General features: G+C 41.6%; 21 protein-coding genes and 1 pseudogene. 17 read left to right on the forward strand and 5 right to left on the reverse strand.

Annotated features, from left to right (window positions below):
• Positions 1–29 precede the first annotated feature (29 nt).
• Positions 30–2,219, forward strand: coding sequence for a phage tail tape measure protein (locus tag FTV30_RS06420; RefSeq protein WP_180001249.1), 2,190 nt, complete (start codon positions 30–32; stop codon positions 2,217–2,219).
• Here the strand turns inward: FTV30_RS06420 and FTV30_RS06425 are convergent.
• The 3 genes from FTV30_RS06425 to FTV30_RS06435 are packed head-to-tail and all read right to left on the reverse strand — an operon-like array spanning position 2,216 to position 3,302.
• On the reverse strand, positions 2,216–2,569 hold the full coding sequence (locus FTV30_RS06425) for a hypothetical protein (RefSeq protein ID WP_180001250.1): 354 nt from the start codon (positions 2,567–2,569) through the stop codon (positions 2,216–2,218). The two genes, FTV30_RS06420 and FTV30_RS06425, sit on opposite strands and share 4 nt — an antisense overlap.
• Positions 2,566–3,054 carry a hypothetical protein gene (locus tag FTV30_RS06430; protein WP_180001251.1) on the reverse strand — a complete coding sequence of 163 codons (489 nt, stop codon included), beginning with the start codon at positions 3,052–3,054 and terminating at the stop codon, positions 2,566–2,568. The genes FTV30_RS06425 and FTV30_RS06430 overlap by 4 nt, the downstream gene beginning before the upstream one ends.
• Positions 3,051–3,302 (reverse strand): Arc family DNA-binding protein, encoded by a 252-nt coding sequence (locus FTV30_RS06435; RefSeq protein WP_180001252.1) that lies wholly within the window; start codon positions 3,300–3,302, stop codon positions 3,051–3,053. The genes FTV30_RS06430 and FTV30_RS06435 overlap by 4 nt, the downstream gene beginning before the upstream one ends.
• Before the next feature lie 111 nt (positions 3,303–3,413).
• Here FTV30_RS06435 and FTV30_RS06440 point away from each other — a divergent pair, with 111 nt between their 5' ends.
• From FTV30_RS06440 to FTV30_RS06505, 14 genes are all read left to right on the forward strand, one after another.
• On the forward strand, positions 3,414–3,575 hold the full coding sequence (locus FTV30_RS06440) for an Arc family DNA-binding protein (RefSeq protein WP_180001253.1): 162 nt from the start codon (positions 3,414–3,416) through the stop codon (positions 3,573–3,575).
• A gap of 74 nt (positions 3,576–3,649) precedes the next feature.
• Positions 3,650–4,462: a Bro-N domain-containing protein gene (locus FTV30_RS06445; RefSeq protein ID WP_257228915.1), complete on the forward strand. Its 813-nt coding sequence runs from the start codon at positions 3,650–3,652 to the stop codon at positions 4,460–4,462.
• A gap of 61 nt (positions 4,463–4,523) precedes the next feature.
• The gene (locus FTV30_RS06450; protein ID WP_180001255.1) at positions 4,524–5,156 is read left to right on the forward strand and encodes a phage baseplate protein; all 633 of its coding nucleotides are present in this window, start codon (positions 4,524–4,526) and stop codon (positions 5,154–5,156) included.
• 1 nt (position 5,157) lies between these two features.
• Entirely contained in the window at positions 5,158–5,451 is a 294-nt protein-coding gene (locus FTV30_RS06455; protein WP_180001256.1) for a hypothetical protein, read from the forward strand.
• A 2-nt stretch (positions 5,452–5,453) separates the two neighbouring features.
• The gene (locus tag FTV30_RS06460) at positions 5,454–6,413 is read left to right on the forward strand and encodes a hypothetical protein (protein ID WP_180001257.1); all 960 of its coding nucleotides are present in this window, start codon (positions 5,454–5,456) and stop codon (positions 6,411–6,413) included.
• A gap of 2 nt (positions 6,414–6,415) precedes the next feature.
• Positions 6,416–7,090, forward strand: coding sequence for a Gp138 family membrane-puncturing spike protein (locus FTV30_RS06465; RefSeq protein WP_180001258.1), 675 nt, complete (start codon positions 6,416–6,418; stop codon positions 7,088–7,090).
• A 38-nt stretch (positions 7,091–7,128) separates the two neighbouring features.
• Positions 7,129–7,491, forward strand: a complete 363-nt coding sequence (locus FTV30_RS06470) for a hypothetical protein (protein WP_180001259.1) — start codon at positions 7,129–7,131, stop codon at positions 7,489–7,491.
• Complete coding sequence (locus FTV30_RS06475; protein WP_180001260.1) at positions 7,482–8,663, forward strand: baseplate J/gp47 family protein; 1,182 nt, start codon at positions 7,482–7,484, stop codon at positions 8,661–8,663. The genes FTV30_RS06470 and FTV30_RS06475 overlap by 10 nt, the downstream gene beginning before the upstream one ends.
• Positions 8,656–9,249 carry a DUF2612 domain-containing protein gene (locus tag FTV30_RS06480; RefSeq protein WP_180001261.1) on the forward strand — a complete coding sequence of 198 codons (594 nt, stop codon included), beginning with the start codon at positions 8,656–8,658 and terminating at the stop codon, positions 9,247–9,249. The genes FTV30_RS06475 and FTV30_RS06480 overlap by 8 nt, the downstream gene beginning before the upstream one ends.
• A gap of 1 nt (position 9,250) precedes the next feature.
• Positions 9,251–9,937 (forward strand): hypothetical protein, encoded by a 687-nt coding sequence (locus FTV30_RS06485; RefSeq protein ID WP_180001262.1) that lies wholly within the window; start codon positions 9,251–9,253, stop codon positions 9,935–9,937.
• Positions 9,937–10,404 (forward strand): hypothetical protein, encoded by a 468-nt coding sequence (locus tag FTV30_RS06490; protein WP_180001263.1) that lies wholly within the window; start codon positions 9,937–9,939, stop codon positions 10,402–10,404. Before FTV30_RS06485 ends, FTV30_RS06490 begins: the two co-directional genes overlap by 1 nt.
• A gap of 49 nt (positions 10,405–10,453) precedes the next feature.
• On the forward strand, positions 10,454–10,735 hold the full coding sequence (locus FTV30_RS06495) for a holin (protein WP_180001264.1): 282 nt from the start codon (positions 10,454–10,456) through the stop codon (positions 10,733–10,735).
• Entirely contained in the window at positions 10,732–10,995 is a 264-nt protein-coding gene (locus tag FTV30_RS06500) for a hypothetical protein (protein ID WP_257228916.1), read from the forward strand. The genes FTV30_RS06495 and FTV30_RS06500 overlap by 4 nt, the downstream gene beginning before the upstream one ends.
• A complete protein-coding gene (locus FTV30_RS06505; RefSeq protein WP_180001265.1) occupies positions 10,976–11,560 on the forward strand; it encodes a glycoside hydrolase family 19 protein in 585 nt (194 codons plus the stop codon). Before FTV30_RS06500 ends, FTV30_RS06505 begins: the two co-directional genes overlap by 20 nt.
• Before the next feature lie 98 nt (positions 11,561–11,658).
• Here the strand turns inward: FTV30_RS06505 and FTV30_RS06510 are convergent, their stop codons facing one another.
• Positions 11,659–12,645, reverse strand: coding sequence for a site-specific integrase (locus FTV30_RS06510; protein ID WP_180001266.1), 987 nt, complete (start codon positions 12,643–12,645; stop codon positions 11,659–11,661).
• A gap of 680 nt (positions 12,646–13,325) precedes the next feature.
• Here FTV30_RS06510 and FTV30_RS06515 point away from each other — a divergent pair.
• A complete protein-coding gene (locus FTV30_RS06515) occupies positions 13,326–14,243 on the forward strand; it encodes a LysR family transcriptional regulator (protein WP_005097509.1) in 918 nt (305 codons plus the stop codon).
• Positions 14,244–14,280: 37 nt separating this feature from the next.
• On the opposite strand, the gene FTV30_RS06520 is transcribed toward FTV30_RS06515, so the two are convergent.
• Entirely contained in the window at positions 14,281–14,454 is a 174-nt protein-coding gene (locus FTV30_RS06520) for a hypothetical protein (protein WP_005097508.1), read from the reverse strand.
• A 486-nt stretch (positions 14,455–14,940) separates the two neighbouring features.
• On the opposite strand from FTV30_RS06520, the pseudogene FTV30_RS06525 reads away from it, so the two are divergent.
• Positions 14,941–15,372: pseudogene (locus FTV30_RS06525) on the forward strand (IS5-like element IS17 family transposase); the annotation flags it as partial.

Genomic DNA, 15,372 nt, shown 5'->3' on the forward strand with positions numbered 1-15,372 from the left:
TTTTTTGTATCCAATAAAAAGGTGAATCCATGGCACAAGCAGGTGTGATTCGTGACTTCATGGTCGCATTAGGATTTAAGACTGACAATTCAGGCTTAAAGCAAATGCAGGATGCCATGGGTGGTGTGGAGCTGAAAGCGGCAGCCTTAAAGGGCGCATTACTGGCTCTCGCTACTGGTGCTGTCGTTGCAGTGCGTCAGACGGCAAGTGAACTAGATAAGCTGTACTTCTCATCACAGCGTATCGGTGCCAGTGTCACCAACATTAACGCATACGGCAACGCTATTGCTCAGTTGGGCGGTAGTGCTGAGGGCGCAGTAGGTTCACTTGAATCTCTAGCTGAGAAAATGCGTAATTCCCCGGGCTATGAAGGGATGCTCAATAGTCTTGGTGTGAGCACAAAAGAAGCAAACGGTTCAATGCGTGACCGTGTTGAGGTCATGAAAGACCTGAGCGGTGTTTTATCCAAGATGCCTGCTTACCAAGCCAATGCCTACGCAAGCTCACTTGGTATTGATCAAAATACCTTGCTGGCCATGCGTGACGGCAAGTTTGTATCGAACATGGATAAATACCAGAAGATACAAAAAGAACTAGGAATGAATGATGACCTTGCCAAATCTGGCAATGAGTTCATGACCGAGTACCGTGATTTGACCATGATGACTAAGACTGGATTTCAGGTCATCGTGATGCAGGCGGGTAAGGCGCTTATACCAATCTTGCGTTTACTCAACCAAATGCTACAGATGGGTATTTCTGCTTTTAGTCAGTTGAATCCTCAAATCAAAGAGGGATTGGCTGTAGGCTTACGCTTTGCCATGCTCGCCGTAGTATTTGGCGGATTCTTTAAAGTCTTTGGAGTGATTTTTAAATTCATTCCGATGCTGAAAAGCTTTATCGGCTTATTGAAGTTATTCCGGCTTGCATTTCTTGCATCACCGATCGGGATCATTCTCGCACTTGCTGCGGCTTTAGGTCTGCTTTACGACGACTATAAGACTTGGAGGGATGGCGGTAAGTCACTCTTCGACTGGTCTAAGTGGACGAATGGCATTGATACCATCATTGGCAAGATTAAAGATTTCTTGGAGATACTGGATCAAGTCAAAGATAAGGTAATCAACTTTGTTCAGAAAGTCCTTACTGATCCAGCCGGCGCCATTAAAGAAGTGGCAGAAGTAGCAAGCAAAAGCCTACACGACAAGATTGCGGAAACAGAAAAAGGCGCGAAGGCTCTTGATAAGGTTGGTGAGACCACAGCGAAAACCTTGGCATTTTTTGGTAATAAAGAGGCTCAGAATGCCGTAGCTGCTAATGAGGGTAAGCCTGCTGTTACTGCAAAAGGTTTGGCTATTGGTGTGGCTAAGGCTACTCAGGATGCAGTTAAGCAGGTGGTTGCAAGTGCAGCCTCGGAAGCCGATAGGATTGTAAGGCTGGTTGCTACTCAGGGCACTAAGAGAATTTACCAAATGGCGAATGGTGCAACTGAAACCAGAACGGGTGGCACTGTTGCGTGGAGAAACAATAATCCAGGCAATTTAAAGTTTGAGTTTAATGGTAGTGCAGACAAAACCGTAAAAACCAAGCGATCAAAGCAAAAAGCGTTAAGTGATGCACAAAAGCGATATGCAGGTGTTGTTGCGCTTGATCAGTGGGGTAACGCTATCTTTGAAACAATGGAAGCGGGTGCGGTAGCTAAGGCAAAACTTCTAAAATCTCGACACAGTGATAAAACTTATCAGCAAATGCTTCGCAAGTATGCGGTTGATGATTACTCTGGCAAAACAAACTATGCAGGGTATGAAAAGACAATCCGAGATACAGCAAAAAGCATGGGTGTAAGCCTAGAAGGCAAAACCATTGGGCAAATGAGTGATAAGGAGTTTCAGGCGTTAGCGGCAGGCATGGTCAAGGCTGAGGGTGTTAAGCAAGGCAAGATTGAACGAGTAAACACAACACCAAAAGCTATACCAAAAAAACGTGATGAATTGGCTAAGTTTGCTCAAAATGCAGAGATTCCATCGGGCAACCCACACAAGTCGCAGGTCAACAACTCGAATATGTCAGCGTCTAATGTGACGATTCACCAGAGTTTTAAAACCGACATGACCTTAAATGGTGTAAGTAGCCCAATTGAATCTGCTAACGCAGTAAAGCGTCAGCAGGAAAATTCAATGGTGATGGCGGCTAGAGGAGCTAAGAGTCTTATTGGTTAATTGAATGTCATTTCACCAAGGCTGTTTTTCTTAATCCAGCCTTGAGTGATTTTTGATGTTTTATTATTCACAAAAGAAACATAAGCCCATGTTTCGTTATTGCTAACAATATCTTGAAGTATTGCAACTTTGTCGTTTGGGATTATAAAAGCTTTTGATTTGCACTGAGCTGATGGCGCTGTGTGAAAATAAACTCTTGCACCTTTCTTGCCTTGAATTAGTGCAGTTGCTTCATCACCATAATTTGAGGCATTTAAGTCGGCAATTTTTGCCAACTTATCGCAAGTAGGTGATGCCCAAGCCCCAACACTAAAAACCAAGGATGCAGTTAAAAGGAGTAGTTTTTTCATTCGTCTTTTGCTCTTAATGTGGTTTTGATACTTAAAGTATCGTTTTGATCTGTACTGTTTTCAATACTTATGGGTTCATCAAAATAAGGTGTGTGAACTGCTTCCTCGGCTTCTTGGGAAAACTCTTGGTCTAGTGGGTCTTCCTCAATCTCTGGTTCGATAATTGTTTCTGGCTCGATCATCTCGGCAGCCACTTCTTCTTCAGGGGTTTCGCTTGGGCTTTTGCTGGCTTCGATAAAAAATGAAATAACAATTAAGGCGATTATAAATATGAGTGAGTATTTGATTAGTTTGCCCAAAAGACTGAGAGGTGTCTTGGGCTTCGGGGGCATGACAATAAAATCATTCCCACACTTTTTGCAATCATAGCCTTTTTGCCAATCTGCTAACTCAGCTGGATCAGTGGGCCTAGGATACTTTTTTGGTTGATTGGACATTGCTTTAACTTGAACGCTACTGCAATAAGGACAGCGTACTTGACTCATCTATTACCCCGATTTGCTACCGATTGAAGTGTTATTGCTAAAGTTTTAATAGTCTGATCCATGCGCTCAATCTGTTGTTTTAGTTGAGTTATATCACTGTTTTCTTGGTGTTCGAATGATTGTTCTAGGCGAGCAACCATATCGGCATTCATTGAGCGATTATATTGCTCTGAAGATGCTGCAATTTTGTCTCTTAGCTCAGGTGACACACGCAGCCTAACAGTCACGTGTTTTGGGTTGTTGCTCATATAAAACCTATAGCCTCAAACTGAGGTTAAAATATTTTTAAGATATATTGACAATACCGCAGATTGGGGTTACTTTTAAATGACCTCAAAATGAGGCTATTTGGAGAAGATATGAAAGATAAGCAAAAAGATTCTACAGATGTGCGTTTTCGCCTAAAAAACGAAGCACATGAGCTTTTGAAAGAGAAGGCGAAAAAAGAGGAGCGCTCAATGAATTACCTTATGAATAAGGCGGTTGAGCTTTTACTTAAACAAGAGAGTGCGAAAGCATGAAATCAACAGACAACAAAAAAGCCCAGACTTTCGACGGCAAGGGCTTCAGTGTTGTTAACAAAGGAATATTAACTATGTCTAGTTTAGCATTAAGTTTTAATGAAGTAAATTTTTCACCTGTTCAGCAGGGTGGTCAGGTTTGGCTAAAAACAAGTGAACTAGCCGAAGCTTTGGGTTACTCAGATCAGAGTGGTGTAACTCGCATTTATTCACGCAATGAAGATGAGTTTACTCAAGCGATGAGCTGTTCGGTCAAATTGACCGAGAAGGGGCAGACAAGGGAAATTCGTGTTTTCTCACTTCGTGGCTGCCATCTAATCGCAATGTTCTCCAAGACAGCAATCGCCAAGCAATTTCGTAAATGGGTTTTGGATGTGCTGGATCGTGAAGTTGTTACTAAGCAGCTTGAGAGTCGCCAATCCATTTCACCAGAGCAGCAAGCTTTGTTGCATGAAATCGTTGCACGTCGATCTGGTGGTGAGCGAAAGATTTACGCTGAAATGTGGAGTCGACATAATCGGCATTTCAAAATTCCACGTTATGCAGAGCTTTTAGAAATTCACTTTCCAGAGGCGGTGCATTATCTGGAAACAATGGATTTAAAGGCGAAAGTTGAAGCTAAAGTTGAAAAGCAGGAAGTAAAAGCCCTGCCTTACCCACAAGAAGTTATTCAGGTGGCCCAGCAGATTAGTAATGAGTTCAATAACTCCAAGTATGACTCTTGGCATGTGAGCGCTCGTAACGGTGTGCTGACCGCAATGCCACTACCACCGGGATTCTATCCAACCATGGATATTGCAGAATTCACCAAGCGATTCGATAGTGTGCTAGATCTGCTTTATGGTACTGATACTCTGCGCGTAGGAAGGCACTTTCTAAAAGAGTGAAACCCCAAATAAACAAGAACCACCTTCGGGTGGTTTTTTATTGCCTCAAATAAGGTGAATCATGAACCAACTCATTACATCCGCCTTAGGCGGTTTATCAAATCCCATGGTTGAAAAAGTGGGCTCACTACTTCTGTCTGGCCGTGGCCGTACCATTATGGGTCTATTCGCTGATGTAACAGTGGAGGAAAAGCACAAGGATGAACTGAAGATTACTGAGCATCCAACAGAGGTTGGTGCACCGATCAATGACCATGCTTACAAAGAAGCGCCAGAAGTATCAATGAAGGTAGGTTGGTCGGAAAGCGCAGGAAAGTTAAATGGTTTGGTTGGAAGTTCATTTTTAAGTGGCAACACTAGCCTAAACATTGTTTATCAGACGCTTATCCAGCTACAAGAATCAGCAGTTCCTTTAATTGTTTCTACAGGTAAGCGGCTCTATACAAACATGCTGATTAAATCAATTGGTTGCACAACGGATCTGCAGAGTGAGAATGTGCTAATGATCGACCTTACTTTTAAAAAGATTAACCTTGTTCAGACTTCTGAGACTGAGGTATTGGTTGAGAATCAAGCCAACCCGGCAGAAACATCAGGTGTATCAGATGGTGGTACGGTGCAACCAAAGCTTGTAGATAAATCAATAATTCGTGGTGGTTTTGATTTTGGGAAACAAATCCTATTTGGAGATTAGCGTGGCTATTTATGAAATACCGCTGCAAGTCGGCAATCAAAAATTTAACGTAACGCTCGGCAAAACCATCTATAAGTTGCGCCTGATCTACCGTATTGATGAATGGTATCTGGATACTCTAGATACTTCTGAAAAGCCCTTGATTACAGGGCTTTTACTTTGTCCGGGTATTGATTTACTTGAGCAATATAAACATGTCATTCCACATGGTCTGTATGTTACCATTTCAAATCCTGATGAACTATCCACATTCGATAGTCTGGGTTCAAAAATAAAACTCTATTACGAGGATTGAAAATGGGATTGCAGTGGGGTAGAAATTGCAGACTTACAATTCAGGTCGACCAGAATGAAGCCAGGGCGCTTGATTTATCGGAATTTAAAATAGTATTTCAGGTCAGTCAGGCAACCGTCGAACAACCCAAGGCTGCTGAAATTTATATCTACAATTTATCAGATAGCACAATGAATCTCTTGGCGGGAGACGATGGTCAGAAAATCAATACACAGGTTGTTTTAGAGTGTGGTTACGGTAGTGAGCTTTCAGTGTTATTTAAGGGGCGCGTATTCCAATATCGTCGTGGCCGTGAAAATCCCACAGATACTTGGTTATGTGTGTTGGCTGTTTCTGGTGATGTTGTACAGAGCGAAGCCTTAATCAATGTTTGCTTGCCTGCCGGCACCTCAAAAACCGATGTAGGAAAAGCACTCGTTGAAGAAACCAATAAGTATGGACTGGTCACTGGTGAAATAGCAGAGATTAGCGAGCAGCAGTACCCACGTGGCAGAGTCTTATTTGGTTCTCTGCACGATAGCATTCAGCAGTTTGGCCGGGAGAATAACGTTGAGTTTGACTATTCTGATGACATAATTAGCTCAATCAACTCTCTTAAATTCTCAATCGAACCAGTACAGGTTCTCACTGTTGAGACAGGAATGGTTGGCATGCCGCAACTGACCAGCGAAGGTTTGAATGTAAAATGCCTATTGAATCCAAAGTTAAAGCGAAAGGGGCGAATCCGGATTGATATGAGCAGCCTTCAGACCGAGAGCTACGATATTAGCTGGGGCGGTAGTGGTGTTGATCAACCCTATAAGAATCCAAAAACTGCGGCCAATGCTGACGGCATGTTCATCATTCAGGCTATTGAGCATAGCGGGGATACGCGCGGTGATGAGTGGTACACCACGCTGATATGCACTGCGATTAATGCGGTTGTTCCGAAGAGTGGCATCACGATTAATGCGGTGGATTAAATATGGCACTAACCAATAATGAGCGCTCACCCACGCAACTGCAAATCACAAGAAATGCAATCCGCGCAGCACTAGTAAATCTCTGGACCGCCTTACCTTGTGAGGTGGTGGAATATAACAGTGAAGCAGTGACAGTAAGTGTGCAGCCATTGATTAAGATTCCTGTGCACCTTCCAGATGGTGAGATCGAAACTGTAGGGCTGCCGATGCTACTTGATGTACCAGTGATGTTTCCTTGTGCTGGCGGATTCACTATTACCCATCCCATTAAAAAAGGTGATGAATGTTTGGTAAATTTTGCAGATCGGAATATTGATCTGTGGTGGCAGTCAGGCGGCATTCAGGATCCATTCGACACTCGAAAACATGATCTTTCTGATGGTTTTGCATTCTTCCGACCTCAATCTCAAGCCAAGAAAATTAAGAATATCTCTACCACTGATCTCGAGATCCGTAATGATGCCAATACCTGCAAAATTCAGATTACAGCAGATGGTGTGATTAATTTTCACGGCACTAAGTCCGTGTTTCATCACCCGGTCGAAATGAAAAGTACGCTTACTGTTGATGGAATTATCAATTCTTTAAGCGACGTGCTGGCTAAAGCTATTAGCTTGCTCGGTCATAAACATGGTGGGGTTCAGCCAGGTAATGGTGACTCTCAAACACCCAAGTAATTAAACTTAAATCGAGGGGCGCGAAAGCGTCTTTTTTTATGCGTTATAGAAAACACGATAAAAATGGCGACTACACATTCGGCAGCGGCTTAAATGATTTCTATATTGATAATGCAGAAGGTGTAGCCCAAGCAATTGACACACGGTTAAAGCTCTGGGTAGGAGAGTGGTTTGTCGATGTATCTGACGGCACAGGGTGGTCACAAGCAATCCTTGGTAAGCACTCCAAAAACCTTTACGAACTTACTCTGCGTCAGCGCGTACTTGAGACATATGGTGTTGTTAGCATTCAGGAATTTCAAAGTGAGCTTGATGTTAATGCACGAAAACTCGAAGTTGGAATGCTTGTAGATACCATATACGGGCAAACAGATTTAACAGGAGCATACGATTGGAACTAAATACAATTGCACCAACTATAGATGAGTCAGGCATTCATGCTCCGACATTTGATCAGATTCTGGAGTGGCTTAAAACTAAATATCGAGGCATTTATGGCAGCGATGCCTACCTTGAGAATGACAGTATGGATGGTCAATGGCTTGGCGTTCTAGCTCTTCAATTTAGTCAGACCAACAGTATCTGCATCAAGACATATAACTCATTTAACCCCAAAACTGCTGGCACTGATGCGCTTACACGCAATGTCAAAATTAATGGTATTCGCCGTGCACTATCCACTTTCTCCACAGCCGATATCATTCTGATCGGCACACCTGGCACCACAATTAAAAATGGGGTTGCAGGAGATGATAAAAATAATCGGTGGTTATTGCCAGCGTCAGTGACCATCCCTGCTTCTGGTGAGATCACTGTCACTGCTACTGCGGAGAAAGCAGGAGCTGTGTTTGCCCCAGTAGGGAGTATTAATAGAATATTCACGCCTACACGCGGATGGACAGCGGTGCTAAACATCAACACATCATCTATAGGGCAGGATGTCGAAGGTAATTCACAATTACGACAAAGACAGTCCCTATCTGTGTCTATCTCAGCCTTATCTCAGGTTGAGGCTATGCGTGCTGCCATTCTTAATCTTGGAAACGTGAGTAGCTGCAAGACATTTGAAAATAAAGGTAGCACTGTTGATTCAAACAATCTTCCACCCAAGTCCGTATGCGTTGTGGTATCTGGGGGTGATGCTCAAGAAATTGCCAAAATTCTACACTCAAAGAAATCAATGGGATGTGCATGGTATGGCAACACCAATCTTACAGTTTTAAATGCTTATAACGAACCGGATACTGTGTCTTTTTATCGCCCAAATACCAAAAATATTAGTTTCACCCTCCAGATCACGGCGAACGAAACCTATAGCTCGGACACTGCAATCACTATTTCTCAGCATCTTGCTGACTATGTGAATGCACTTGATATTAGTGACAAGATTATGCAGAACAAGCTGTATGGTCCCGCAAACCTTTATGGTGCAGAGGAAAGCCGATCTTATGAAGTTGTCAGTATTATCACAAAAGTTGATGGTGTTGATGTGGTTGGTGATTATGAGCTGCCATTTGGAACGATAGCATTTTGCGACCCAAGCACAATAGGGATCGAGGTGGCAGGTGGATAATAAAAAGATTACGGATTACACCGGCTTGATTACAAGTCAGCACCGGCATAAAGAAAATTTTATAGCAATGATTGAGGCAGTCTCTCAACCCATGATTGATTGCTTTAATTTTTTAAACAGCCTGAATTCAAAATTTGATATTGATAGCGCAGGCGATCCATACCTTGAGGTTTTGGCAAGATGGACAGGCACGCCATTGATTATTCAGGGTACAGCTCAACTCGAATATTTTGGTTTTGAGGAGCAGGACGGTGCACTCACTTTTGGCGAACTGGATGATCCTGAGGTGGGTGGGTATTTTCGAGAATCCGGCCAATCAGGAACTGGGGGGTTGGTGCCAACCGGTGAATTTCTGAGACGTCTTATTCAGGCTAAAATTATCAAAAATCACAGCATTGGAAGCATCAACGAAACTAAAGATATTTTAAAACTTATCTTAAATCACTCTGCTTTTAGGGTGGTTGATAATAAAGATATGACTGTGACTTTTATAAACAAATCCCCAGTATTTACCGCTACCGATAAAATATTGGTTCGCATGTTTTTCCCATTGCCGGCAGGCGTTGAATTAATTATTGAGGAATAAAATGACTATCGATAAACTCTCAGAGTTTGCCAGTGATGGGCAAAAAGATGTGGATGATCTTGTTTTAACAGACGGCTTTCCTGTCACAAGAAAACCCGCAAGGCAGTGGTTCAACTGGCTATTCAACACATTAACCTCAAAAATTAATGAGATAATTGATGCTGATTTTATGCCTAAATCGGATGTTGTTGATAACCTAACAACCAATGACGCAACCAAGCCTTTATCTGCAAAACAAGGTGAAGTGTTGGATGAAAAGATAACAAACATTCCTGTTTACTCTCTGCCCGCAGCAAGCACAACAGCAAAAGGCGGTGTTAAAGTCGGCACAGGCTTAAGTATTGCAAATGAAGTTTTATCTGTTTCACTCAATAACACACTAACAAGCACAAGTGCAACTGAAGCTTTAACAGCAGCACAAGGTAAAGTTTTGAATGATCAAGCTTTTGGTGTTGGTCAAACATGGCAGGACGTAAAAGCTAACAGAGTAACGGGGACAACATATGCAAACACAACAGGAAAACCCATTTTAGTCGTAGTAAATACTTATGATGGTACATCTATTGTTGATAGCGTAACACTTAGATATAAAGGTAATGATGCGGAAGGAGATTGGTCTTTTATTGTACCTTCTGGTTCAACGTATTCAGTGACTGGCAATATTCGATCATGGGCGGAGCTACGATAATGCAAAAATATATTTCAAAAAAAGACAATACAGATATTCGCTATTACGAACTGGATGTCGATGTAAGCAGATTTATCAATTTGAATGAATATCGCTTAATGACTGAGTCTGAAATTCTAGAACATGAAACACCAAAGCCGTCAATTTTCCATACAGAGTGGAACGGCACAGAATGGATCGATATACGCACTGAAGAAGAAAAACTTGCATACAAGCGTTCGGAATATTCAAAACTAACTCGCTATCAATTTATGCGTGGCATGCTTGAAAATGGGCATAAGTCTTCAGACATTGAAGCTCAAATCATGCTCATTGAAGATGAATATACACGTGAACTCACAATGCTAGGTTTTAAAGACGCTGGTTATTTTGATCGGAACAACCAAAGCATTGGCGTTATGCGTGACATGTTGGGTAAAACAGATTTGGAAATTGATGAGTTTTGGGAATTGTGTATGACTTTCTAATTACCCTGCAAATAGCAGGGTTTTTTATTACCAAAAATTAGGGGGATTCATGGAAGACCATGAAAAGAATTTACTTTTACTGATTGCAATCGGGGCAGCTATCGGCTTTGCCAAACTGCTTGTTTCAGATGAAAAGCTGACATGGCGATTGACGATAGGGCGCACCATTTTGGGCGCAGCAACTTCAACTATAGCTGGAGCAATCATTCTGCAAATTCCTGACATTAATCCACTGGCCCTGATTTCTCTAGCGTCAGCACTGGGGATTATGGGGAGTGCATTTATTGAGAATTGGCTTAAATCACAATCTATGAAATGGGGTGGTAAATGAAACTTATTGAAGACTGGAAACAGGCTTGGAAACTCAAGTCAGTACAAGTGGGTGCACTAAGCGCCTTTTTTTATGGCCTGATTTTATTTTCAGAGCAGTTTTTAAATATCTGGAATGTAATTCCCCGGGAACTTAAAAGCAAAATCCCTGAGAATATTGCTGAGTGGATCGGCATGCTTGTCGGCGTGGCTATGGTGCTTGCCCGACTTAAAAAGCAACCTGAATTGCATGGTGATAACGATGAATCTAGCCCAAATTAAAAAACTCCAAAGGTCAGTGGGCGTGCATGACGACGGTATCATCGGGCGTGGCACCCTGACTGCGGTATTCAAAAAATTAGGTGCCAGTCAATCACGCGCTGAAGAACTCGGTCTTGCTGCAAATGTTCATTTACGAACCTTTGACATCCTGGATAACTCGCTTCGCTTTATTCACTTCCTTTCACAACTTGCCCATGAGTCAGGCAACTTCCGTTATATGGAAGAAATTGCATCTGGTGCAGCATATGAAGGCCGAAAGGATTTAGGTAATACACAACCGGGCGATGGAAAGCGATTTAAAGGTCGTGGGCCAATTCAATTGACTGGACGTGCCAATTATCGCAAGTATGGTCAGCAGCTCGGCATCGACTTTGAAAACAATCCTGAAGTTGTGGCAATCCCAAGCATTGGCCTCATGGTTGCCTGCAAGTTCTGGTCTGATAACGGCTTGAATGCCTTAGCTGACAAAGACGATGTGCTGACTATTACTCGCCGGATCAATGGTGGCACCAATGGTCTTGCAGATCGTAGAACCCATCTGGCGAAATTGCGCTTATGGGTTTAAGGATTATTTTGCTGTGCCTCCTGCTCTCAGGCTGCACAGCTCATTCGATTACGACGAATGTGAGTGTGGGGATATGTGTGAAGGCTCTTTGATGGGCCTTAATCCAGCCTATTTGCAATCTCTGTTGCAGTCGCATTGTAATAAATCATCAGGCTTCTTAAATCCTTATGACCAATCATCCGCGCCAAATCCAATACTTCTAATTTCTGAGCAAGCCTTGTGCATGCTTCATGTCTTGAGTCGTGAAAATGCAAGTCTTCAATTTCACACTTATCTCGCAACTTTCTCCAAAGTGTATCAAAGCTCGAATCTTTCACCGTAAATACCTGATGACTGCCAACACCTTTCATAAGTTCAAGTAATTCGACAGCACGCTTTGACAGGGGCACATGTCGTTTGGTTCCATTCTTGGTTTCATTCAAAGTCACATATCTATTCTTTAAATAAACCCGGTCCCAAGTCAATCCGCGGATCTCACCAGCACGCATTGCAGTTTCAATCGCCAACAGGAAAGCAATCATAATTTGCTGAGTAAAGTTTTCTGGTGCCTGATCATCAAACTCAGCAGCCAGACAAAGCCTGTAAATTTCATCCTCTGATATGCGTCTATCGCGATGTGCTGGCGGTGGTGGCATCTTTAAGTCACTCATGGGTGAATCATAAACCCACTTCCATTCTGTGCGTGCAACAGTGAACAGGGCAGACAAGATATTACCTTCACGCCTAACTGAAGCCGGCTTGACTGTTTTTAGTCTGGTATCTCGCCACACCACAAAATCATCAGTCGTAATTTTAGCAATATGTTTTTTTGCAATCTTTGGGAAGTTCCTCTGAAATGCCCGAAATCTTTTAATCTCGGCATCACAACCTTTGTGCTTTGGACACACTTCTTCTATGTATCTATCAATTGCACAATTTAATGTATAATCAGGAAGCTTTCCGCGTGATAACTCTCTTAATTCAGTTTCACGTTTTGATGCCCATGCGCGAGCCTGAGTCTTAGTATCGAATGTCGCACTTTCCCGAGTACCACTCACACTAATCTCAACTCGCCAAGCATCACCCCTTTGTCTAAAGGTGGCCATAAATTCTCTCTCAAAATGTCGTGGCGTAAATTTGGCGTAATCAATATAGAATGAATAATAGGGAATAATAAGGAAACATTAAACTATTGAATTAATGAGCCACACTTAAACCCATAAAAATAAAGAAAAAATAAGGAAAACTAAGGAATAGTAAGGAAACCGCAAATTTCGGAAAGTGCCCGCTGAGCGCACCATTTTCTTATTTCTTACAACATAAAAATCTCTCTAAATTAAATCTTTATACCAGATTGCTTTTCATAAAACATTTTATTCAGTGCCACCATATAGATTGCATTGCTTAAATCGAATCTCAAACTCTGTCTTTTCACTTTATTCGATACTGCTCAAAAATAATCTTAAAAGTTTTCAGACAAACAAATGACATGCTCATTTTCTTTTACTTATTCTGATTCTATATTTTGAGTTGATGCGCTGATTCACAACGGCTTTGAATATTTTGAATACGAGAGCTGATTGCAATGCAGAATACGACTCTTGAATATCTTGAGGATGAAATAACTCAAATGTTTTAATAAACCCATTTTTGAACAGATTATTTGTTGAGTAAAATTCATTAAAATTAATTTAAACGTGAAAATATTGAAGTGATTATCCTGAAATAGATTATGCTATTCACCAAGCTTGAGTAGCTGGTTTCTGTATTTTTTTGGGTAAGCCATATGATAGAACTACGACATTTAAAAACACTGACAGCGCTAAGAGAACATGGATCACTGGTTGCAGCAGCAGGAGATCTCTGTTTAACACCTTCAGCTTTGTCTCATCAATTGCGCGAACTCGATCAATGGTTTGGGGTTGAAGTGGTCAATCGCCGTAGTCGCCCTGTGAGTTTTTCTAATGTAGGTTTACGTTTGTTGAAACTGGCTGATGATGTGCTACCACAAGTACAGATAGCGCAAAGTGATATCACACGTATTGTGCATGGACAGACAGGCCGTATTATATTCTCGTCAGAGTGTCATAGTTGTTTTGACTGGCTAATGCCACTTTTGAATCAGTATCGTATCCAATATCCAGATGTTGATTTGGATTTTGCTTCGGGCTTTGAAGCCAATCCGCATGAATTGTTACAAACGGGCGAGTTTGACTTGCTGATTACTGCCGATCCGATTGCACTCAAAGGTGTGGAATATTTCCCGGTATTTGAATATGAATCACGTTTGGTGTTGTCTAATACACATCCTTTAGTACGTGCCCAAGAGATTACGGTGCAGGAACTGGCAGAAGAAACATTAGTAACTTATCCGGTAGATAAGCATCGTCTGGATATCATGTCACGCTTGTTTATTCCTGCGAATATTTTGCCAAAACAGATTCGGACGACCGATCTGACTCAAATGCTGATTCAGCTTGTTGCCAGTGGTCGTGGGATTGCGGCATTGCCAGATTGGGTGGTAAATGAATATGAACAGAAGGGCTGGGTGACTTCGCGCCGTCTGGATTGTGTAGCCCCTGAAGGCTTACGCCGTACTTTATATGCAGGTTATCGAACTGAAGAAAAACAGAAAGATTACTTTGAGGGATTCTTAAAGCAGCTTGACCGATTCTCTAAAAAGCGGGCACAGTATTACACTTGATCCTAATCTCAAAGGAGCAGGCTCAATAATATGAATATTAAGGATTCTGTTCCTCTTCATCCTGATGTTGTTGACGGATTTGGTCTCTTTTTACCTGAGGGTCTTTATCTACGCCCAGCTGGCCGCGCTGCATCTCTCGATCCTGTTTTTCTTGTGGATCCAATTCCTCTTCTGGAAATTCTTCATTAATTTTTTCATCTGGATGAGTCATCGCAATATACCTTTTCTAGAAATATAAATTTGTTTTGATCGATTTAATATCGGGTTTGAGTACATTTGTTTATTGTATATGAGCGACTTTATTACACTGTTGTTTTATAACTGATTTGATTTTACAAATTGTGATGCTTGTAAGTGTGTTTATACAGTACATTTTAAATAAAAATTAGTGCTTTATGTTCAAAATAACAATGGATTATATCTATAAGAAAATTACTTTTAATTTGGCTAATTACAGCGGTTCCTGTAGAGGTTCGCTAATTTCTGAGTAGCGCTTATTATTCTCAATAATTTAAAAAAATAAATTTTAAAAAACTGAATAAATTAATAAAGGATGATGTGAACACATATTGAGCTAAATTAACTTAAATTAAAATTTTATAGAAATCATATGTTTATTCTAAAAATATTTCCTTCTAAAAAGGGCTTTGTTGCACAAACCTATCTGTAAAGGCTTTTTCAGCGATATAATTTTCAAATGAAGAAGCCTACACACAAAATCTACCGCACAACCAATTGGCCCGCATATAACCGAGCACTCATGAGTCGCGGAAATATTGCCATTTGGTTTGATCCTGCTACGCAATGGTATGCTCCATCAAAAGGCAAACAAGGGCGAAATCAAACCTACTCCGACGCAGCTATCCAATGCTGCTTAATGATTAAATCCTTATTCCGTCTATCTTTACGTATGGTCACTGGCTTTGTGCAAAGTCTGATTAAACTTTGCGGATTAAATTGGATAGCTCCAGATTACACCACGCTTTGTAGAAGACAAAAGCATATTGATATTGCAATCAGCTACCAAAAAAGTAGCGATGGGCTGCATCTACTCGTAGACTCTACAGGCATGAAGTTTCTAGGTGAGGGCGAATGGAAACGCAAGAAACATGGAGCTGAATATCGTCGC

The sequence above is a fragment of the Acinetobacter sp. YH12255 genome, from assembly GCF_013417355.1.
Classification (GTDB): domain Bacteria; phylum Pseudomonadota; class Gammaproteobacteria; order Pseudomonadales; family Moraxellaceae; genus Acinetobacter; species Acinetobacter pseudolwoffii.